Origin of the sequence: Chondrinema litorale, from assembly GCF_026250525.1 — a bacterium.
GTDB lineage: Bacteria > Bacteroidota > Bacteroidia > Cytophagales > Flammeovirgaceae > Chondrinema > Chondrinema litorale.
The window spans coordinates 110,983-134,840 of sequence record NZ_CP111047.1; the positions used below are offsets into that span (position 1 = coordinate 110,983).

General features: G+C 35.4%; 14 protein-coding genes. All 14 read left to right on the top strand.

Features of this window, described 5'->3' with window-relative positions; genetic code table 11:
* Nucleotides 1–226 precede the first annotated feature (226 nt).
* Nucleotides 227–3,313, top strand: a complete 3,087-nt coding sequence (locus tag OQ292_RS26560; RefSeq protein WP_284687335.1) for a SusC/RagA family TonB-linked outer membrane protein — start codon at nucleotides 227–229, stop codon at nucleotides 3,311–3,313.
* Nucleotides 3,314–3,325: 12 nt separating this feature from the next.
* Nucleotides 3,326–5,005, top strand: a complete 1,680-nt coding sequence (locus OQ292_RS26565; RefSeq protein WP_284687336.1) for a RagB/SusD family nutrient uptake outer membrane protein — start codon at nucleotides 3,326–3,328, stop codon at nucleotides 5,003–5,005.
* 82 nt (nucleotides 5,006–5,087) lie between these two features.
* A complete protein-coding gene (lacZ, locus tag OQ292_RS26570; protein WP_284687337.1) occupies nucleotides 5,088–8,363 on the top strand; it encodes a beta-galactosidase, LacZ type in 3,276 nt (1,091 codons plus the stop codon).
* Nucleotides 8,363–9,913, top strand: a complete 1,551-nt coding sequence (locus tag OQ292_RS26575; protein WP_284687338.1) for a glycoside hydrolase — start codon at nucleotides 8,363–8,365, stop codon at nucleotides 9,911–9,913. The genes lacZ and OQ292_RS26575 overlap by 1 nt, the downstream gene beginning before the upstream one ends.
* Nucleotides 9,914–10,024: 111 nt before the next feature.
* Complete coding sequence (locus OQ292_RS26580) at nucleotides 10,025–11,053, top strand: family 43 glycosylhydrolase (RefSeq protein ID WP_284687339.1); 1,029 nt, start codon at nucleotides 10,025–10,027, stop codon at nucleotides 11,051–11,053.
* 46 nt (nucleotides 11,054–11,099) lie between these two features.
* Entirely contained in the window at nucleotides 11,100–13,703 is a 2,604-nt protein-coding gene (locus tag OQ292_RS26585) for an alpha-L-arabinofuranosidase C-terminal domain-containing protein (protein WP_284687340.1), read from the top strand.
* A 1-nt stretch (nucleotide 13,704) separates the two neighbouring features.
* A complete protein-coding gene (locus OQ292_RS26590) occupies nucleotides 13,705–15,879 on the top strand; it encodes a glycoside hydrolase family 43 protein (RefSeq protein ID WP_284687341.1) in 2,175 nt (724 codons plus the stop codon).
* Nucleotides 15,880–16,125: 246 nt separating this feature from the next.
* Nucleotides 16,126–18,369, top strand: coding sequence for an ATP-binding protein (locus tag OQ292_RS26595; RefSeq protein ID WP_284687342.1), 2,244 nt, complete (start codon nucleotides 16,126–16,128; stop codon nucleotides 18,367–18,369).
* Entirely contained in the window at nucleotides 18,369–18,791 is a 423-nt protein-coding gene (locus OQ292_RS26600; RefSeq protein WP_284687343.1) for a response regulator, read from the top strand. Before OQ292_RS26595 ends, OQ292_RS26600 begins: the two co-directional genes overlap by 1 nt.
* Before the next feature lie 445 nt (nucleotides 18,792–19,236).
* Nucleotides 19,237–19,419 (top strand): hypothetical protein, encoded by a 183-nt coding sequence (locus OQ292_RS26605; RefSeq protein ID WP_284687344.1) that lies wholly within the window; start codon nucleotides 19,237–19,239, stop codon nucleotides 19,417–19,419.
* 178 nt (nucleotides 19,420–19,597) lie between these two features.
* Nucleotides 19,598–20,275: a DUF4956 domain-containing protein gene (locus OQ292_RS26610; protein ID WP_284687345.1), complete on the top strand. Its 678-nt coding sequence runs from the start codon at nucleotides 19,598–19,600 to the stop codon at nucleotides 20,273–20,275.
* Nucleotides 20,276–20,277: 2 nt separating this feature from the next.
* Entirely contained in the window at nucleotides 20,278–21,288 is a 1,011-nt protein-coding gene (locus tag OQ292_RS26615; protein WP_284687346.1) for an HlyD family secretion protein, read from the top strand.
* On the top strand, nucleotides 21,288–22,538 hold the full coding sequence (locus OQ292_RS26620; protein ID WP_284687347.1) for a hypothetical protein: 1,251 nt from the start codon (nucleotides 21,288–21,290) through the stop codon (nucleotides 22,536–22,538). Before OQ292_RS26615 ends, OQ292_RS26620 begins: the two co-directional genes overlap by 1 nt.
* Before the next feature lie 128 nt (nucleotides 22,539–22,666).
* Nucleotides 22,667–23,851 (top strand): alpha-hydroxy acid oxidase, encoded by a 1,185-nt coding sequence (locus OQ292_RS26625; protein ID WP_284687348.1) that lies wholly within the window; start codon nucleotides 22,667–22,669, stop codon nucleotides 23,849–23,851.
* Nucleotides 23,852–23,858 lie beyond the last annotated feature (7 nt).

Sequence of the window (23,858 nt, forward strand, 5' to 3'; positions counted from 1 at the left end):
ATAACTCTAATTTTTTTAGTTAACAAAGTAACCACGGAGTAATTTTCAATATGAAGCAAAAGAAACCTATTATTGAGCATAAAGCTTCATTCTAAGTCAATATTAATGCAAAATGAACCATTTGTGTATGTAGAATGAATGATATGTTCCCCTCTTTGTGAAAGCAGAAATCTACATTTGTTCCATCAGATCTGAGCAAAATGTAAATTGAAATTTAACCAAAAGTATGAATTTGAAAACAGTTCTATCCTTATTGAGGAAGCAGCTTGTGTTACTGCTTCTGATGGCTGTGCATGTAGCAACCTATGCACAGGAAAACATAACCGGACAAGTTTTGGCAGAAGATGGCGAACCGCTACCGGGAGTGAGCATAATAATTAAAGGTACCAGCACTGGTACTACAACCGATTTCGATGGCAATTTTAAAATAGCAGCATCAAGCGAAGCAATTCTACAATTTAGCTACATAGGCTATACCCCTCAGGAAATAACAGTTGGTAGTCAAACTAATATACAAATAACATTACAACCAGATGTTGAACAACTGGATGAGATTGTTGTAGTTGGTTATGGCCAACAGAAAAAAGAAACCTTAACAGGTTCGATTTCTCAGGTAAAAGGTAAAGACATAGTAAAAAGCCCGCAAGCAAACGTTTCTAACTCTTTAGCAGGTCGTTTTTCTGGTGTTATTTCTAATAACAGTTCTGGTGAACCAGGTTACGATGACAGTAATATCTACATTAGAGGAATTGCTACAACTGGTAACACCGATGTATTAGTAGTAATTGATGGAGTTCCAGGACAGCTTGGAGGTTTAAGCAGACTTAACCCAAATGATATAGAAAGTGTATCTGTATTAAAAGATGCTTCTGCTGCAGTATATGGTAGTAGAGCGGCAAACGGTGTAATTCTAGTAACTACGAAAAAAGGAGAGCAAGGCAAACCACGTATCGATTATAGCTATAACATAGGCTTTAACTCACCAACGAGATTACCAGATATGGCAGATGCTGCCACATTTGCTACATTGCAAAATGAGATAGCTTATTATAACAATAAAGATGGTGGTTTAAATCAGGCATATACTGAAGATGAAATTCAAAAATTTGCAGATGGTTCTGATCCAATCAACTATCCAAATACAGACTGGGCTGATGCAACATTAAAGAAAACTTCTCTTCAGCAGCAACATAACGTATCAGTTAGAGGTGGTTCTGAAAATGTAAAATACTTTGTATCACTTGGTAAATTAGCTCAGGAAGGTCTTTATAAAGACGGTGTAACAGAGTACAATCAATACAGTTTCAGATCAAATATAGATGCAAACATCACAGAAGATTTTAGTGTAGGTTTGTTATTGAATGGTAGAGAAGAAGACAGAATTTATCCTACTTCTGGAGCTGGTGATATTTTTAGATCTATATATAGAGCTTATCCTACAGTGATTGATGTTTATCCAAATGGTTTACCATCTATTGGAGTTGAAAGAAATAATCCAGTAATGATGGTAACAGATGCTGGAGGTACTAGCCAAAATCCAACTCAAATATTCAATGGTATTTTAAAAGCGAAATACTACATCCCTTGGGTAGATGGATTATCTGTAGATGGTTTTTATTCAGTTGATAAAACTTGGAATTTCACAAAAACTTTCTCTCAACCATATTCACTTTATACTTATGATAGTGATACAGATACTTACTCAGCAGTAACTACTGGTGGTTCTAACGATGCAGGTAAATTAGTTGAGGCACAAGAAAACATATCGCAAATTACCCAAAACATCAAACTAAACTTTGATAGATACTTTGGAGATCACTATATCAATTCTTTTATTGCTTATGAGCAAAGTACATATCACAGAGAAACTTTTGATGCTACAAGATTAAACTATCCGACTGTAGAAACTCCTGAGTTAACTCAAGGTGGTGCAGCTACATCAGACAGTGATAACAGTGGTAGTAGCTACAATTACAATAGAAGAAGTTTTATTGGTAAATTAGCTTACAACTATAATGAAAAATATCTGGCAGAGGTACAGTTAAGGGTTGATGGTTCTTCTATTTTCCCAGCAGATAACAGATACGGTTATTTCCCTGCAATTTCTGCTGGTTGGAGAATCTCAGAAGAAGAGTGGTTTTCTAATAGCGTAAACTTTATCAACGATTTAAAAATTAGAGCTTCTTACGGTCAGCTTGGTAACGATAACGTTGATCCATTCCAGTTTTACAACAACTATTCATTCAATAACTCATATGTAATTGATGGAGTAGCTGTTTCAGGTGTAGACCTTACTAAATTGGGTAACCCAGCAATTACTTGGGAGGTAGCAAAGAAAACCGACGTTGGTATTAATGCGACATTATTCAGAAATATTTCATTAGAATTTATTTATTTCCAGCAAAACAGATCTGATATTCTTACTGCTAGAAATGCATCAATTCCGGGAGTTTCTGGTATTGTAAACCCATACGATGGAAGTACATTAGTTCCTGATGAAAACATTGGTAAAGTAAACAGCAATGGTATAGAAACTACGCTTGGTTACAAGCAAAACAAAGAGAATTTCTGGTATAGCGTTTCTGCTAACTTAACTTATGCAAAAAGTAAAATCGAGTTTATCGATGAAGCTTCTTCAGTATTAGATTATCAGCAACAAACTGGTCGCTCTTTAAATACTTATCTATTATATAATGTACTAGGTATTTTTAGAACAGAAGAAGATTTAGATGCATATCCGCACCTTTCTAGTACTCAAGTTGGTGATTTAATTTACGAAGATTACGACGAAGACGGAGAGATTACTGCAGATGACATGGTAAGAACAAAATACGGAAACTTACCACAAATCACTTACGGTATCAATATTACTGGTGGTTGGAAAAACTTCGACGTAGCAATACTTTTCGCAGGACAAGACAGAGTGAACCAATACATCTTACCTGAGTCTGGTACAGTAGGTAACTTCTACAGCAGCTGGGCAGATAACAGATGGAGCCCAACCAATACAGGTGGTTCTTACCCAAGAGTAGATACCAGAGCATCTTCATCAATCAATGGAGGTTTATACAAAAACAACTTCTGGTTGTACGACAATGCATTCTTAAGATTGAAAAACATATCAATAGGTTACAATGTACCTGAAGCAATACTTTCAAAAGCAAAAATCGCAGCTTTAAGAATTCAGGCAAGTGCATTTAACTTGTTTACGATCACTAAGTTAGAAGATTTTGATCCGGAAGGTACAAGTGAGAGCGGACAGTTCTATCCGCAACAGAGAATTATCAATCTTGGTGTGAATGTTCAGTTTTAAACTACGAAAGATATGTTATTTAAAAATAAATTAAGATATATAATTGCCCTTGCATTTTTGAGCATGTTCTCAAGTTGCAAAGAAGATTTTTTAGATGTAACAGCAACAGACAGGATTTCGGATGATGCTATCCTGGCTGACTCTACGCTGTTCGAAGCATACGTAATTAACCGCTATATGGGGGTGAAATTACAAGATAAAGAAGCAGAAGGAACACCTCCAGGTTTTGGTAGAGGTTTTGAATATGGCCTTTGGTCTTCAATTACAGATGAGTCAATGTATACCAATGATGATAACACTTGGCTAATTCAGAGAGGTCAGTTATCTCCAGAAAACACAGGTATTGCAGGTACTATCTGGTCTAGAAGTTACAGAAGTATTCGTGAGTGTAACTATGGTTTGCAGAATATTAATGAAGTGCCAATGAGTGATTATGGTAAGGAAATTCTTATTGCAGAGCTTAAATTTATCAGAGCTTATAGATACCAAGACCTAATCAGAAATTATGGTGGTGTAGTTTTAATGGGAGATGAAGTTTACGAACTTAGCGATGATCTTACAGATGCTTCTTTATTCGAAAGAGCTTCATTAGCAGAAAGTATAGAGTATGCAGTAGCACAACTAGATGAAGCTGCAGCAGACTTACCATCTTCTACATCAGACAGTTGGGGATTAGGTCGTGCTACTAAAGGCGCTGCATTAGCATTAAAATCAAGATTATTATTGTATGCTGCTAGTCCGTTATATAGCACTGGTACTTGGGCAGAAGCTGCTACTGCTGCTAAAGATGTAATGGATTTAGGTTTATACAGCCTACATGGAGATTACGCTTCACTTTTCCTTGACGAAAACAGCAGTGAGATCATATTCGAAAGATTATATGCAATTGGTACTCGCCACGTATGTTTAGAAATCTCTAACGGACCTAACGGTTACGGCGGTTGGGGAGGTAACACTCCGCTTCAAAACTTGGTAGATGCTTACGAAATTGTGAGTGAAGATGGAACTACTGCAACTGAGTTCGATTGGAATAACCCAGAGCATACAAGTGCTCCTTACGAAAACCGTGACCCTCGTTTTTATGCTTCAATTCTTTACAATGGAGCAGAATACAGAGGCCGCGAAATAGAAACTTTCGAGCCAGGTGGACAAGATAGCCAAGATGGTAATGATAACTGGAATACTTCTAAAACAGGTTACTATCTACGTAAATTTATTGATGAAGACTTACCAATCTCAAACCCTTGGGATGTAGCAGGTACGCAACCTTGGATTTACATGAGGTATGCAGAAATATTATTAAACTATGCAGAAGCACAAAACGAATCTGTTGGTCCAGATGCAACCGTGTATGATGCGATTAACCAAATAAGAGCTCGTGCTGGAATGCCAGAACTAACAACTGGTTTATCTCAAGACCAAATGCGTGAGGCAATTATGAGAGAGAGACAAGTTGAGTTGGCTTTTGAAGAACATCGCTATTATGATGTGAGAAGATGGGAAATTGCGATGGAAACAGAAAACGAAGACGCTTATGGTATTTCCATTACTCAGGATGGTGATGAGTTTACTTACACAAGAAAAGTAGCGCTTGATGGTAAAAGTTTTTCAGAACAACATTATTGGTTACCAATACCAAGAGCTGAGATACAGTCATCCGGAGATTTATTAGAACAAAATCCTAATTATTAATCAGAGTAGTAAGGCAGTGTACTAAATTAGTGCATTGCCTTTATTTTTATGAAAGAAAGTAAATTACCAAAACTATAAGAACATGATGAAAACTCTGATCCATCAAGGCAAACAGAACCTTGTCCGATTACACACTAAAACCCACTTCGTAGTAATCTTTCTATTTGCTATCATAACTTCACATCATACTTTTAGCCAGCAAGTGCCAGAATGGCAAAACCCTACTGTAGTTAGCACAAATACTGAAGAGCCTCATACCACTTTAATGCCTTTTAAAGATGAAGCTTCTGCGCTATCTTACGATTTTGCCAAATCACCAAATTACAAGTCTTTAAATGGAAACTGGAAATTTAATTGGAGTTACAATCCATCATTAAGACCTGTAGCCTTTTACAAAAAAGATTTTGACGATGCCAAATGGGGAGAAATGGTAGTGCCGGGAGATTGGCAAATGCACGGTTATGGGGTACCAATTTACGCTAACGTGAATTACCCATTTAAATCAGATATTCCTAATATTCAAAAGGAATATAATCCGGTAGGTTCATATAGAACAACCTTTACCGTTCCCGCAGGTTGGGAAGAAAAAGACATTATTATGCACTTTGGTGCAGTAAATTCTGCATTTTACGTGTGGATTAACGGAGAAAAAGTAGGCTACAGCGAAGACAGCAAAACTCCAGTAGAGTTTCATATAAATAAATACTTGCAAGAAGGTGAAAACCTTTTGGCAGTAGAAGTATACAGATGGTGCGATGGTAGTTATTTAGAAAGCCAAGATTTTTGGAGACTGAGCGGAATCGAGAGAGATGTTTATTTATACAATCGTGAAAAAATGAGAATTGCCGATTACTTTGTAAAAGCAGGTTTAGATGAGGCTTATACAAATGGTACTTTTGATCTTACTGTTAGCTTAAAAAACACAGCAAGAAAATCTTTTAATGGTAAGGTAGATGTAAAAATTAAAGAGTCTGGAAAAAGCGGACAAGAGATAGTTTATACCAAAGAGGTTTCTTTAAAAGGTAGATCATCTGCCGATATCAAATTTAATGAGATGATAGAAGCTCCAAAGAAATGGAGTGCAGAGAGCCCAAATCTTTACGATATGTTATTGGTATTGACCGACAGTAAAGGCAATACCACAGAGATAATTTCGAAGAAAATAGGTTTTAGAACTTCTGAGATTAAGAATGGTCAGTTTATGATCAACGGAAAGTATGTGTTGGTAAAAGGGGTAAACAGACATGAGCACGATCCGGTAGAAGGTCATGTAATTAAGATAGAAGACATGATCAAAGACATTAAACTCATGAAGGAGTTCAACGTGAATGCAGTTCGTTCTAGCCACTACCCGAACCACCCGAAATGGTATGAGCTATGCGACATGTATGGTTTATATGTGATTGATGAAGTAAACATAGAAGCACACGGGCTTAATACTCCTTGGAAAGGTGATTATGGTTACAGATTCAACACAGTTACGTCTAATGCTCATGAGTGGAAAAATGCGCATGTAGACAGAACAACTAGAATGTTCGAAAGAGACAAAAACCATCCTTCAATTGTAATTTGGTCTTTAGGTAATGAGGCAGGCTTTGGAGAGAATTTTAAAACCACTTATAATTTATTAAAAACCATAGATGGCACTCGTCCAGTGCAGTATGAGCAAGCTTGGGTAGATCCGTTTACTGATATTGTTACTCCGATGTATCATACAGTGGCTGATTTAGAAAAGTATGTTGCCAGAAAAGATGGTCGCCCTTTGATTATGTGTGAGTATTCTCACGCAATGGGTAATAGCAATGGTAACTTAGTAGACTATTGGGAAACCATTGAGAAACACCCTGAACTACAAGGTGGTTTTATCTGGGATTGGGTAGACCAAGGTATGTTAAAAACTACACCTTCTGGCGAAAAATTCTGGGCTTATGGTGGAGACTTTGGTCCAGTAGATGTGCCGAGCGATGGAGACTTTTGCCATAATGGAATAGTATTTCCAGACAGAACGCCTAAGCCAGCACTTTGGGAGTTAAAGAAAGTTTATCAGTACATCAAATTCAAACCTGAAAATTTAGAAGCAGGTAAATTCAAAATTGAAAACCATTATTACTTTACTAATCTGGATACTTTCGATTTTAAATGGGAAGTAATGGCAGATGGCAAAGTTGTAAAAGAAGGTTCAATTAAGTTATATAAAACAGTGAAGCCGGGTGAATCTGTAGAGGTAAGCATTCCACTCGCTCAAGTAGAAGCTACTCCGGGTACTGAGTATTTCATCAACTTTACAGCAAGCAGAAAAGAAGCATCATTGGCTCTTGCAAAAAATCATGTAGTAGCAACTGAGCAATTAGTATTGCCTATTTACGAGCCGGCTGTACCGCAAGAATTACCAGCAGGTTTAACGCTTTCATTAGAAGAAACTCCTGAGAAATATTTCATTCTGGGTAAGACATTTTCTGCGGTTGTGAATAAGAAAACAGGTTTGATCACAGAATACAACTTCGATAGCAAATCTCTATTAAGAAGACCATTAGCGCCAGATTTTTGGAGAACACCAACCTCAAACGATACTGGTAACAAAATGGGAGAGAGACTAGCTATTTGGAGAAATACCGAAGAGCACAGAAAGTTGAGTGATATTAAAGTTGAGAAAATTAGCGATCAGCAATTGCAGCTAATTACCAGTTCAAGCTACGATAATGGTATAGGTCAATTAAACCTCACTTATACATTTTTTGCCAATGGCGATATCAAGGTAGATTACAATTTCTTAAAGGGAAATGTAGAAGGTGAAATTCCAAGAATTGGGATGCAACTAGCAGCTCCGGCTGATTTAGAGAATTTTGTATGGATGGGTAGAGGTCCTCAAGAATCTTACTGGGATAGAAAATCTGGTATTAAAGTAGGTTTGTATTCTGGGAAAGTTATGGATCAATATACTCCGTATATGACTCCGCAAGAAAGTGGAAACAAAACGGATGTGAGATGGGCTGCACTTAGAAATAATGCAGGCAAAGGTTTAATGATTGCCGGTGGAATTGCAGGTAATCAGTCTGAAAGTCAAAGTGGTAATCAGCCACTTGAAATGGGTGTTTTCCCATTTGATCACAAACAATTGGAAGGTATGAAACATCCTTATGAAATTAAAGCGATGGATTTTGTACAATTGAGAATAGATTTGAGACAAATGGGTGTTGGAGGCGATAATAGCTGGGGAAATCATACAATGGATAAGTATAAATTATTCGATAAAGAGTATACCTACAGCTTTACATTAAGTCCTCTTGGTGTAGATGAAAATAATCTGCCCGAAAAAGGCAAAAAGACAAATAACCTAACTCAACAGACAGAAAAATAATGAAAACTAAATATACAGCATGGCTTTTTTTAGCCATGTTTTTCACCATATTATCAGGATGCGATAAACAAGAAACAGCTGAAGTAAAAACCACAGAAGGAGCTTATCAGATTAAGCTTTCAGATACAAAACAAGTAATTAAAAACTTTGGTGCTTCAGACGCATGGGCTTGCCAGTTTGTAGGAAAAAACTGGCCAATGGAAAAGCGAAACAAGATAGCCGATTTGCTATTCAGTACTGAGTTTGATGAAAATGGCAACCCACTCGGAATAGGTCTTTCATTATGGAGATTTAATATTGGTGCAGGTTCGGCAGAGCAAGGAGATGATAGCGATATTAAAGATGAGTGGAGAAGAGCAGAATCATTCTTAAATGAAAACGGCACTTTTAACTGGGAGAAGCAAGAAGGCCAACGTTGGTTTTTAGATGCAGCTCAAAAGCATGGTGTAGATCAATTTGTAGCTTTTGTCAATTCTCCTCCAGTGTATTATACCAATAATGGTAAAGCTTATTCAGCACCAGATAATAAAGCCAACTTAAAAGAAGAACACATTGGCGATTTTGCTGAGTTTATGGTTGATGTGCTGGCTCATTTTAAATCTCAGGGAATCGATTTTGATTACATCAGTCCAGTAAACGAACCACAATGGAACTGGGATGATGCTGGTCAAGAAGGTTCTTCTTACAGAAATACGGAGATTTACAAAGTGGTAAAAGAACTAGATCAATCTATCACAGACAAGGGTTTAGAAACTAAGATCGAAATTCCAGAAGCAGGTAAAATCAACTATCTCTACGAGTCAGCAGATAAACCAGAGAGAGGCAAGCAAATCCAAGATTTCTTTAGTACTTCAAGCGAATTGTATTTGGGAGATTTAACCCATGTAGCAAAAAAAGTAGCAGCACACAGTTATTTTACAACTTTTCCAGAAGACCAAATGATTGAGATTAGAAAATCTTTGGTAGAAACCATTCAAGCAACTGATCCCGAATTAGAATATTGGATGAGTGAGTATTGTGTGTTAGAAGATAACAATATTATAAAAGGTGGTGGCAGAGTATTAACTATGGACCCAGCCATTTACATTGCAAAAGTGATGCATTACGACCTTACTGTTTCTAATGCAAATGCTTGGCATTGGTGGTTAGCTGTAAGTCCATATGACTATAAAGATGGCTTGGTATACATTGAAAACAGTCAAGATGATGGCGGAGTTTACGATTCTAAAATGTTGTGGGCAATGGGTAACTATAGCCGATTTATTAGACCGGGTATGCAAAGAGTAGCGGTAGATACTTCAACAACAACTGCAAATGATGATATTTTAATTTCAGCTTATACAGATCAGGATAAAGTGGTGGTGGTAATTATCAATTCTAGTTACGATGACCAAACCATTGAACTAGACATTGATAAAGAAATACCAAAAGGTTATAATATGTATATGACCAATCCCGAAAATAATCTAGGGTTTATGGGAGAAGTTGATGCAAGCAGTGCAGTAACTCTTTCTGCGAGATCAGTAATTACACTCGTATCTCAGGATTAATTTTTTAAGCACTTTCTTTATATTTTTGGTGCAAACGTAAATTATTAACCACAGTACATTAAGCAATTTTTAGTAAAAGGAAATTGCTTAATGTACTACTATTCTGTAAAAATGATCAAATTAAAAAAGAACTTACAAATCGGAGTTGCACTTGGCTGTTTATTATTCGGAATTTGGAGCTGCGATAAAAAACAAGAACAAACTACCTCTGAGGAAACACCTACTTCCGAAACAGAAACAGTTATGATTAGCAATCCGGTAATAGATGGATATTTTGCTGATCCATCCATAGTAAAATACGAAGGCAAATATTATGTATATGCCACTATAGACCCTTGGGGAGGTGATGAATATGCCGTGTTTGAGTCAGAAGATTTTATCAATTGGGAAAGAAAACAAATCAACTGGCCAACCAAAGAGCAATGCACTAGTCCTACTTCTAACGATTCTCGTGTTTGGGCGCCAAGTGTAATTCAAGGTAAAGATGGTAAATTTTATATGTATGCTTCTGTAGGAAGTGAAATTTGGGCAGGTGTTGGTGAAACACCACTTGGACCGTGGAAAAATGCCAAAGAAGACAACACGCCATTAATAAAAGGTGATATGTTTCCTGAGTATCATATGATTGATGCCGAGGCATTTATAGATGACGATGGACAAGTTTATCTTTACTGGGGTTCAGGATTAAACTGGGTAAATGGGCATTGCTTTGTAGTGAAATTGGAAGATGATATGATCTCTTTTGATGAAAGCACTATTAAAGACATTACTCCTCCAAACTATTTTGAAGCACCATTTATGGTAAAAGAAAATGGGAAATATTATTTGATGTATTCTGATGGAAAATGTACGAATGCAACCTATAAAGTAAGATATTCGGTATCAGACTCACCTTACGGCCCGTGGACGGAAGGACCAGAAAGTCCGGTGTTATCTACTTCGTCAGATTCTACTACTTTAGGCCCCGGTCATCACACTGTTTTTCAAGAAAATGACCAATATTATATCCTTTATCACAGAATTAATGATAATAGCGGCGATATACTTAGGGAATTAAGCATCGATAGCTTAAATTTCGATTTGCAAGGAAACATTGAGAAAGTAACACCAACTGGCGTAGCAAGTTTTGCTACCGAATAACATCCTTTTTAGGATTTGAAAATTTCACGAGAAAGCAATAATTGAAATGAAAAGAAATTTCTTTGCAGTATTACTTATTTTATTCTTTTTTGCGGCCAATAGTTTTGCATTTACCAACACACTTTCTAATCCTGATTCAGCTTATCTGTTTGCCTATTCGGTAAACGAAGGTCGCAGTGGTTTAACACTTGCATGGAGTGTAGATAAAGAGAACTGGCATGCAATTGGTCCAGAACACACATTCCTATTTTCAGATTTTGGTACTTGGGGTAGCCAAAAGCGCATGTTCAATCCAGATTTAATTAAAGATAAATCTGGCAAATGGCATTGCATATGGTCGCTAAACGATAAAGTAGGACAATTTGCGCATGCTGCATCAGACAATCTTTACGAGTGGAGACGCCAGTCTTATCCTGAAGTGGTAGACGAGGGAAATGTTAAAAACTTGGAAGTTTCTTCTACTAAAGATGGTGCTTACCTAATCACTTGGGAGACAGAAAACAATGGAAAAACTTCATTGTTTAAAACCACTACCAAAGATTTTCATACTTATACACCTACTAAAACAGCTACAGAAAGCGAACGCTTAAGTAAAAGAGAAGAAGTAGAAATTAATGGACAGAAACACACAGGTATAGTTTATTCTGTACAGTGGGATTTAATTGATGGACTCATAAAAAACTTAGAGTGGAATAAATTTCACCAAAGCGAGCGCTCAGAAAGAATGGCAGAAGATGGCACAAGGTATAATAATTTAGAACCGATTGAAGCCAATATTAGTCTTGAGCCTTCAAAAGCTAAAAGTATTAGCGATTTATTAATTGGAATCTTCTTCGAAGACATCAATTATGCAGCTGATGGTGGTTTGTATGCAGAGCTAATCCAAAACCGCGATTTTGAATACGATCCAAGTGATGTAAAAGGCAGAGATAAAACGTGGAATTCTAAAAAAGCATGGTCTGTAAGTGGTGATGGTATTTCATTCGAAATTGAAACAAAAGCCCCAATTCATGCAAATAATAAGCATTTTGCCGTACTAGGCATAACTAAAACCGGTGTTGGTTTATCTAATGAAGGCTACGATGGCATTGCTGTAAAAGAAGGAGAAAAATACAACTTCTCTGTGTTTGCAAAAGCGCTTGAAGGTACCAAACAAAGTTTAGTGGTGAGACTGGTTGATGCCGATGGAAAAGTGATTGGGGAGACAAAAGTTAAAAAAGTAAGTACCGACTGGAAAAAGTACAAAGCAACTTTAACTGCTAGCAAAACTGCGGCAGATGCTAAAATAGAAGTAATTCCGCAAGCTACAGGCAAGTTGGTTTTAGATATGATCTCTCTATTTCCAGAAAATACCTTTAAGGGTAGAGAAAATGGTTTAAGAGCAGATTTGGCTCAAACTATTGCCGATATTAAACCTAGATTTATTCGCTTTCCGGGTGGATGTGTAGCACATGGTGATGGTTTAGATAACATCTATGATTGGAAGAATACCATTGGACCTTTAGAAGCCAGAGTGCAACAACGAAACATCTGGAACTACCACCAGTCTGTTGGTTTGGGTTATTACGAGTATTTTCAGTTTTGCGAAGATATTGATGCCGAACCAGTACCCGTATTAGCAGCAGGTGTGCCTTGTCAAAACTCTTCTACTGGTGGTTATGGTCAGCAGGGAGGTATTCCTATGGCTGAGATGGATGCTTATGTGCAAGATGTACTCGACTTGATTGAGTGGGCAAATGGAGACAAAAATTCAGAATGGGGAAAGAAACGTGCAGCGGCTGGTCATCCAGAACCTTTCAATCTAAAATACATCGGTATCGGAAATGAAGATTTAATTACAGATATTTTCGAAGAGCGTTTTAAAATTATTTATGATGCTGTAATAGCAAAATATCCAGATATTACGGTGATCGGTACAGTTGGTCCTTTTTCTAGCGGAACAGACTATGTTGAAGGTTGGGAACTTGCAACAGAGCTAAAAGTGCCTATGGTAGACGAGCATTATTACCAAACACCGGGTTGGTTTGTAAATAACCAAGACTATTACGATAAGTATGATCGCTCAAAATCTAAAGTGTATTTGGGTGAATATGCAGCACATTTACCGGGTAGACCTAACAATATAGAAACGGCTTTAACTGAAGCACTTTACCTTACTTCTGTAGAGAGAAATGCAGATGTTGTAACAATGACATCTTATGCGCCATTGTTAGCAAAAGAAAACCATACACAGTGGAATCCAGATTTGATTTATTTTAATAATACTGAAGTAAATCCAACTGTAGGTTACTATGTGCAAAAAATGTATGGTAACAACGCTGGAAACCAGTACATTCCGAGTAATCTTGCATTATCTAACAAGGACAAAGAAGTAAATAAAAGAGTAGGTATTTCTGTAGTAAAAGATAGTAAAAGTGGCGATTTAATTATCAAACTGGCTAACCTGTTACCTGTTTCAGTAAACTCATCACTTGATCTAAGTGCCTACGAAATTGCAGACACAAATGCAGCATTAACGATATTAACTGGAGACCCTACAGATAAAACTGCTACTCCTGAAAAGAGCAACATCACGGTTTCTAAAAATATGAAATATCAATTACCAGCTTATTCATTTTCTATAATCCGAATTAAAACACAAACACTATAGCATGAAGGAATCAATCAAAATGTTGACTAACCAATATTTTAGTCTGCTAGCTTTCTTATTTTTACTAGCAGGTTGTGCTGGAAATACAAACAGTGGCGAAGAGTACACAGCCTACTTGTTTACCTACTTTACAGGAAATGGTCCGGGTGAAGAAGCAATACGCTTTGCGTTAAGTGAAGATGGTTACAACTTTAAAGCACTGAATGATAATAAAGCCATTATCGATTCGAAGAAAATTAGTACTTCTGGTGGTGTGCGTGACCCGCATATTTTAAGAACTGCTGATGGAAAATCTTTCTATATGGTAGTTACAGATTTATATGTGCCAGAAATGGGATGGAGCAATTATGCCATGGTGTTGATGAAATCTGATGATTTGATAAACTGGACAAGTTCAGTAGTAAACATACCAGAAACTTATAAAGATGAGTTTGGTGATGTGTATCGCGTTTGGGCACCACAAACCATTTACGACGAAAACACTGGTAAATACATGATCTACTTCTCTATGAAACAAGGAGAAGACCCAGACAAAATCTATTATGCTTATGCAAATAAAGATTTTACAGCTTTAGAATCTGCACCTAAGCAATTGTATTATCCGCCAGTAGAGAGCAACAACAAGGCTTGTATCGATGGAGATATTATCTATAAAGATGGTAAATATCACCTATTCCATAAAGCAGAAGATGGGCAACCGGGAATTAAACTAGCTATTTCAGATAGTCTTACTTCTGGTTATAAACTAGTAAGTAACGATAGAGTTGATAAAGAAAAAGACCCTGTTGAAGGCAGTGGTATTTTTAAGCTCAATAATTCAGACGAATGGATTTTGATGTACGATCTTTATACAAAAGGTGGTTATCAGTTTACTAAAAGTAAAGACCTTAAAAACTTCACAGTAATTGACGAAGATGTGAAAATGAATTTCCATCCGAGGCATGGTACTGTAATGCCAATTACTCAGACAGAACTAAAGAGGTTGTTAGCAAAGTGGGCTACTTTCGACGATCCTATTATTACAGCAAATTCGGAAAAGCTTAAGAAGATCAATGTGTACATTAATGGAAAGAAAAAGAAAATTCATTTGCCAGTAAAAATCGGTACTGATCTTTCTAAATTCAACCCTGAGTTTTCAGCATTTACAGGTTTTTCAATTACTCCAGCAGGGGCTCAAGATTTTAGCAACGGCCCGGTTGAGTACACCATTAGCATAGATGAAAAAGGCTCGGAGAAATTTGAAGTAACCGCTTCTGAAGATCACAATCCAGTGTTAGAGGGATACTATGCAGACCCAGATATTCTTTATTCTGAAAAAACAGGTAAATATTATATCTATCCAACTACAGATGGTTTTATGAACTGGTCGGGTTATTATTTTAAGACTTTTTCTTCTGATGATTTAATCAACTGGAAAGACGAAGGAACCATTCTCGATCTTAAAAAAGATGTAAGCTGGATTAGTCGTAATGCTTGGGCACCTTGTATTATCGAGAAGAAAATAAATGGAGAATACAAGTATTTCTACTACTTTTCAGCCGGACAAAGAATTGGTGTAGCTGTAGCCGATAACCCAACAGGACCATTTGTAGACAAAGGGGAACCACTAATAGATTATAAACCAGAAGGTGTAACAGGAGGACAAGAAATTGACCCAGATGTATTTGAAGACCCTAAAACTGGTAAGGTTTATTTGTACTGGGGTAATGGTTACATGGCTGGTGTAGAATTGAACGACGACATGATGTCTTTCGATAAATCGAAAATCAAATTGTTAAAACCAGATGAGACCTACAGAGAGGGTACATATGTGATCTACAGAAATGGCATCTATTACTTTATTTGGTCTGAAGATGATACCAGAAGTCCAAAATATAAATTGCGCTATGCAACTTCAGATTCGCCACTAGGTGAGTTTACTATTCCAGAAAATAACATCATTATCCAAAAAGATGAGGAGAAAGAAATTTTTGCTACTGGACACAATTCTGTATTACAAATTCCGGGTACAGATGAATGGTATTTAGTTTACCATAGATTCAATTTTCCAAAAGGAATTGAAATGGGAGATGCAGGTGGATTCCACAGAGAAGTTTGTATAGATAAAATGGAGTTTAATGAAGATGGCAGCATTAAAGAAGTAATGCCAACATTTAAAGGCATAGATGGATTGTAGTAGAGTTTGAAGAACAATTTCATCAATTTTCAAGAGCAGCAGGTGTTTTCATCTGCTGTTTTTTTTATATTATTTAAGACCTTTTTATAACAATGTATAAGATAAAAAGTATCTTATTTAAATAAGTATAACTTGAAATAAACTTCTACAAGCACCCCATTTATTGTTATTTATTTTATTTATTATCATAAATTAGTAGTATATTAGAATTGAAGAAGTGCACATGGTTAGCTTTTGTATTTAATTATGTATAATAAACTCTATCCCGACTTTAAGCTAACACCTGATAACTGTGATAAAGAACCTATTCACAGACCTCTTGCAATTCAGGGACATGGACATATTTTGGTGTTTAGCCTAGATAAAATAGATTACTTATATGCAATGAGTGATTCTATTCCTAATCTTTTTAATATAGAAGAAAATGTAATTTGGACAGAACCTGTTATAAAATGGCTTCCAAAACCTCTACAACCTATATTTAATAAAATTAATACTCCTAAGGAATGGAATACTGTTGATTCGTACGAAGTTGAAATTTTAAACCAACAGTTCGATGTAATTATTCACATTCATGCTGGAAAGTTTATTTTAGAATTAGAACATAAGTTAGAAGCTCACTTATTATTTCCTGTTTCACCATTTGGTGTCTTGAGAAATGTAAGTCAATTTTTGTCAGGAGTTAATACTAAAGAGGAACTTTACGATGAAACTGCTAAGCAATTTAAAAGCTTATCAGGATATGATAGGGTGATGGTTTACAAGTTTGATGAAGATTACCATGGGCATGTGGTTGGAGAAGCTAAAGAACAACATTTAAGTTCATATCTTGATCTACATTATCCGGCTACAGATATCCCTAAAATGGCCAGAGATCTCTTCTTAAAGAATAAGAGTAGAATTATTCAGGATATTAGAAAAGAAGTCCATTGGTTAAAATTTAATCCAGAAGCAAATCCTGCAAATGAGCGTCTCGATCTTTCTTTTGCCCAACTAAGAGCAACATCTCCCATACATATTGAGTACCTGAATAACATTGGTGTAAGGGCAACACTTACACTAGCAATTATAATAGATAATAAGTTGTGGGGTTTAATCGCATTTCATAATTATAGTCCTTATTGCATTTCATATGCAGCAAGAAAGACTTGTGAAATTGTTGTAGATGTATTTGTAAAGAGACTATTAGAAATTGAAAATCAGGTTAAAATAGAAAAAGCAGCAGAGTTAAATAAGTTAACGAATGCCTTACATGAAAAACTGAATATTAATTTTGATATCAGCTTTCAAATAATAGATAGACTTAAAGATGTTGAAGGTCTTTGTAATGCAGATGGAGTTGCTTTAATAAGTGATTTTGCGGGCGTTCATGTGCGTGGTTTAACTCCAGAAAAAAGCAAATTAAGTGCAATTACAGATTGGTTAGATAGTAGTAGTATAAGCAATAGTATTTATTATTCGCATAATTTTACTGCAGAGCTACCAAAGGCCATAGAAATTAATAAAAAGATAGGAGGTATGATGGCCTGTAAAATTACTGAAGGTCATCCTTTTTATATCTTATGGTTTAGGTACTCCAAACCTGAAACTACTACATGGGGGCACAAGCCTGAAAAAGACTTTTCTCAAGAAACGAATGAAAATGGAGAAGTAATTCTAAGTCCACAAAACTCTTTTGAGTTATGGAAAACACACAACTATAATGTTTCAAAAAGATGGAAGCAATACGAGGTGGATACTATTGAGACATTAAGAAGAAATATTCATATTAAAGAACTACATCGTAAAGCGAAAAAGGCGCTTCAACTAGAAGAAGACATTAAGCGAATTACTTATATTGCTTCTCACGACTTACAAGAACCTTTAAAAACAGTTACTAATTACTTGTTTTTAATTCAGGAAGAATTAGAAGATAATATTACAGAAGATATTAAATATTTTTCTGGTAGAACTGAAAAAGCAGCTGAGAGAATGAAATTTATGTTGAACGATATGCTGAATTTTTCTCGCACTGGTAATGATGAAAATTATGCACTCGTAGATTTAAATGAAGTAATTACAGAAGTAATAGAAGATTTACATGCCGCTTTTGAATGCTCACAAGCAAAAATTGAAGTCGGAAAACTACCTACTATACGCGCAGTGTTTATTGAGATGAAACAACTGTTTTTAAATTTAATCTCAAATGCAATTAAGTATCAAAAGCCAGATAGTATACCAGAATTAAATATTAATGCAAAATTCGAATCTCACGAATGGATTATTTGTGTAGAAGATAATGGTATAGGGATAGAAACAGCTTATATAGATAAAATTTTCGGTTTATTTCAAAGGCTACATAGCAAACACGAATATGAAGGTACTGGAATTGGCTTAGCTATTTGTAAAAAAATTGTGAGCAGATTTGAAGGTGAAATTTGGGTTGAATCTATACCAGATGTTGGAAGTAAATTTTTTGTAAAAATTCATCAAACATTCTTTAAGAAATAATGACTAAAAAATGTAAATTAATTCTTCTTATTGATGATGATATCGATGATAATTTTTTCCATAAACGCATAATTGAAAAAGCTGGAATTACAGAAGAAGTTGCAATTTGTTTAGATGGAAAAGATGCATTGCAATACCTCACAGCTACAGGAAAATATACAAATGAAAACGAGTCTTATCCTCGACCAGAAATAATATTTTTGGATATTAATATGCCCAGAATGAATGGTTGGGATTTTCTAGAAGAATACCGAAAGTTACCTGAAACGGTAAGGAGTTCTCACGTAATAGTGATGGTTACTACTTCTTTAGATATTGAAGATAGACAAAAGGCAGATACTTATGAAGAAGTAAAATACTATCAAAATAAACCGATGACTAAGGCTATCTTAAATGAAATTATGGATCATTATTTCACCTAATAAAAAAATCTTCTTTCTTCAGGTTGTAAAATTAGCTTGTTCAAAATGCCAATTCATATTCTCTAAGAGACACTGAAAAAAGAAGATTGAGTGATTTTCCTTTACTATTTATGTATTATTATCTTTTTACATAAACAGGTTGTAGCATAGGTTGGCGATTTTTCTTTGAGTTATTGTTGTTGTTTGAAGAAAAAAATTCAGAAAGGGCCTTTAATACTTTTTTGATATCATTCATATTTAAGTGGTTAAATTTTGGTGTGTAAACAATTATACAAAATTGCCTTGTTGAATCAAACGGTAATATAAAATATTTGTTTACATCAAAGCTTCTAATCAACTATATTTTAAAGGAAAATAGTGCCTAATAAGTTCATTTCTTAGCAAATGCGAATAAAATTTAGGTTTTGGCCTCTTTTCTTTATGCTAATACTAAAAATATTACTCGATGGAAAATATGATTCGGTTTTTTAAAAGCATTGCTCCTCTAACTGATGCAGATTGTGAACGTCTCATTAAAATCTGTAAAACTAAATCGCTTGAGAAAGGAGAACATTGGATTACCATTAACCAGAAAAACCGCAAAATAGCATTTATTAAATATACCATTGGAAAGCATGTAAAAGCTTAATAATTGATTCTAAAACCTAGGGTAATTTTAGATAAGAAATAAAAATAAGATTTATTGAGTACAAAAGGCCTAATTCGGTATTCTATAGGTAAATAGATAATACCTAGTGTAACTAACAAAGTTAGTTTTTACAAAATTAACACTCAGTTAAGTTTCGGTTACAAAATATTGAATTGGGATGTTTGATAATTTAACAGAAGAGACCTACTTCGAATTTCCGTCTTTCGAGGTAGCATTGTTTTCAATAATTTTGTCTTTTATTTTATCAGGTACAATTGCCTATACATACTATTTAACTAACAAGGGTTCTGTTTTTAGCAGAAACTTCTTTCAGGCAATGGTGTTGAGCTCCATTGTTTCGTGTATGGTAATAATGGCTGTTGGTAATAATTTAAGTGCAGGGTTTGGGATAATAGGCGCAATTGCCATTATCAGGTTTAGAATGCGGGTTGAGAACCCCAGAAACATCATATTTATTTTTGCGGCACTTTCTGTAGGTGTTGCTTCTGGTGTGTATGGTTATTCTATCGCAGTAGCAGGTACAGTTGTTTTTTGTCTAGTGTCTTGGCTCTTATACATCTCATCTTACGGAGCTAGTAGTCTTTCAGGAGAATTCTTATTGTTATTTACCTTGGCAGAAGGCACAGATCCGCTCTTAGTTTCAGATATGCTACAAGGCACTTGTCAAGATTTCAGAATGAACAAAATATCGAGCAACAAACGAGGTAATAGGTATGAGTATGCTGTTACGCTAAAGACAACTGTAGGTAAAGATAAGTTCTTTGATATGTTTCTTCATTCAGAAGGAATAAGTGATATAAGATTAGAAAGAAGAGATATTTTAAATAGGATATAACTATGTTTAAGCAACGATTTCTGATATTATTTTGGAGTATTTCTGTAGTACTGCTTAGTTTCTTCTCATTTAAATATAAAGATGCATCTTCTTCTATTATTGCAGAAGTTGAGCCTCAAAAACATGCAATCAGTTTTCAGAAAGCTGTAAAAGTAAAAGAGATTTATGTAGTTCCTGGGCAACATGTAAAAAAGGGAGAACAGCTATTAAAAGTTGAAAGACCAGATTTAAAATTGGATGCAGAGCGACTTAACAACGAGTTACAATCTTTGCTGTCTAAACAGAAAATAAACAAGGTAGAGAAAAATAATAAGATCTACCTATCTAAACTGGAAAGAGAGTCTAGAGAAAGAAAAATATTTATTGAAATGGAACAGCTTAAAATAGCTATTTCAAATAATAACCAACTTGCTAGCAATTTGGAAGTGCTTAACCTTTTACCAGATTCTATAAAAAATGCTGATAAATCTTATCTGGAAAAAAGGATAAATATGTTGCAAAAAGAACTGTTGAATGTAGAGCAAAAGCTGAATACAGAGATGAATGAGGCAGAGCAAGTTTATTCGATAGAAGATGAAATTCTGGAAAGAGCAGTGAATCAAACAAGGCAAGAAATTGCTCTTTTAGAAGATGAAGAGAAAGAGCTTATCCAAGTAGCCCATGTAAATGGCACCATTGGGAATATATATGCGCAGGTAGAAGAATTGGTGAACCCATACAACACGCTTATCTCTGTCTATGAAGATAACCCAACAATTATAAGAGCACTTATGAGTGAAAAACAAAGTTTTCAGGTAGCAAGTGGCGAAGAGGTAATTGTTGAATCTACCAATAGGAAATACAGGATTAAAGGGAACATATTTGAGATTGGTTCTAGAATTATTGAATATCCCGATAGACTGAGAACATTTCGCGAAGTGCCCATGTGGGGTAGAGAATTATTCATCAGAATTCCCAATGAGAGTAATTTTTTGAATGGTGAGAAAGTATTTGTGATTTTAAACGGTGAGTAATGAAAACCAGCTTAGTATTTCTGTTTTGTGTACAACTCACTTTTAGTTTGTTGGCTCAAGATGCTGTCTTTAATATGGAGTATTACTTGAGTACAGCCTACTACGACCAGTCTTTAGAGAAGTATCATGCACAGTTAGACTTCTTAAATAACAACTCATACAATGCGCCTTGGTTGAGTAGAGTAGAACTTAGAATCGGTAGTGAAGATGCCAATACTTCTCTAAACGAATACCGATTGAGAGTAACACCAACTACTCCTTCAATTATAAGAGCCAACAAAGTTTATCATAAGCAACAATTGAGTAGCATTAGTACAAACTACCAAATTGGTTTGAATGAAGCATTGAACAACCGATATGAGATACTCATAGAACATTATTATTATTCGTCACTTTTGCAGATTCTACAAAAGCAGGAATTACATTATAATGAGCTGTTGGAAAACATTGCTGTAAACAATTTGCAATCTATGGATTGGGAAGATATTGTAGACATAGAGTCTGATATGAGTGAGATGAAGATTGAAGTAGAAGAGATTAAAATGGAATTGGCAGAACTCAATTTTCTCGTTTCTTTAGACTTGCCTACTGATTCATCTATTTACTGGAATAGTACTCCTATAATAGACATTGAGCAAATTAGAGAATATATTGCTAGAGAGACTTTGTCGCAATCGGAGCAGAATCTATATGTAAAAGAAGCGGAAGATAAATTGATGTTAGAAGAGCAAATGCTTAAGATTAAAAAATCAGAGGCCAACAAAAATATTGGTTACATACAAGGTAATTTCGATACAGACAAAGGCGATGACTTGGAAGATCATTTAGGTATTCAGCTTGGTGTGAGGCTACCCATTGTAAACCCAGATAAGCCAGATTTGAATAGAGATAAATTCGATTTGCTTAAAGAGCAGCAAGACATTAAAGAAACTACCGAGCTGGTAAAGCAAAGGTCAGAAGTGCTGCAAATTAAATTACAACACTTGTTTAATGAGCAAGAACTGATAAAAGAAAGAATCGAGCGTTCAAACAAAATCTTTATTACTTCATCTCCAAACTCTAAGTTAGATGTGTGGCAGTTAGCCAAGAAACAAAACTACCAGAGTAAACTGCTTATAAAAGAGCTAAAAGTGAAAAGAGATATTTACGAAGTGTTTATTAGCTATTTAAAGATAAATAGTTATCTGGTAAGTAAACCGTTAAAAAACTATCTTTCTCCCAACTTTGCACCGATTTTAGAGAGCAATTAGGTATAAAGGAATAACAGCCTAGTACAGTTATCAACTTCATTCATATTTACTTTATATCCAGAAAAAAATAATTGAGTAAATTAAAAAGTGACCTCTATTTTGAGGTCATTTTTTTCAATTAGTTAAATATGAGTAAAGAAAAATTTAATCCAAATTACCCAGACATAGACTACCTTCGAGAAAGAGCAAGTAAAAGAATTCCCCGCTTTGCTTTTGAATATTTAGATGGAGGTTGTAATGCAGAGATCAATAAGCGAAGAAATACAGACGACATCCGAAAAGTAAAAATGAAGCCTGTTTATCTGAAAGACTTTAAAGGCATGGATATGCAAACAGAGCTTTTCGGAAAGACATACGATGCGCCTTTCGGAATTTCTCCTATCGGCTTACAAGGTTTAATGTGGCCTAATGCTTCGGAAATTTTGGCAAAAGCCGCTTTTGAAAATAATATTCCATATATATTAAGTACTGTTGGTACAGCCAGTATAGAAACCATTGCTGAGATTACAGAAGGCAATGCTTGGTTTCAATTGTATCATCCGGCAGAAAACAGTTTGAGAGATAAGCTGCTACAGAGGTTAGAAGATTCTGAATATCCGGTTTTGGTGTTACTTTCAGATGTTCCCACTTTCGGATACAGGTCTAAGGAGATCAAAAACGGTTTATCAATTCCACCAAAAATGACGCTCAGCAATATGATTCAGATTATGCAGAATCCGAACTGGGCAATTAGTACTTTACTAGCAGGCAAACCTGAGTTTAAAACCTTACTGCCATACATTCCGAAAGGCATGAGTATGAAACACCTTGGACTGTTTATGAACAAGACTTTTAATGGCAGACTCAACGAAGAGAAGATTAAAGCACTGAGAGATAGATGGAAAGGTAAGCTAGTTTTAAAAGGTGTAGAAAGCGAAGAAGATGTAGAAAAGGTGATTTCTTTAGGTTTAGATGGCATTATCGTTTCTAACCACGGAGGCAGGCAATTAGATAGTGCAGATTCTACTATTAACGCAATGGCTCCCATTGTAGAGAAATACAAAGGCCAGATTAAAATTATGATGGATAGTGGCATTCGTACAGGTCCCGATATTGCCAATAGTATTGCCAAAGGTGCAGAGTTTACTTTTTTAGGCAGGTCGTTTATGTATGGTGTTTCAGCATTGGGTAAGAAGGGAGGCGATCACACGATTCACTTGCTTAAAACTCAATTAAGACAAGTAATGGAGCAATTGAGCTGCGAAAAAGTAGAAGAGCTTAGAGATAGGGTATTGTTAGAATCTCCATCAAAAAAGTTTTTAGCTAGAGGTTAAAGAATTG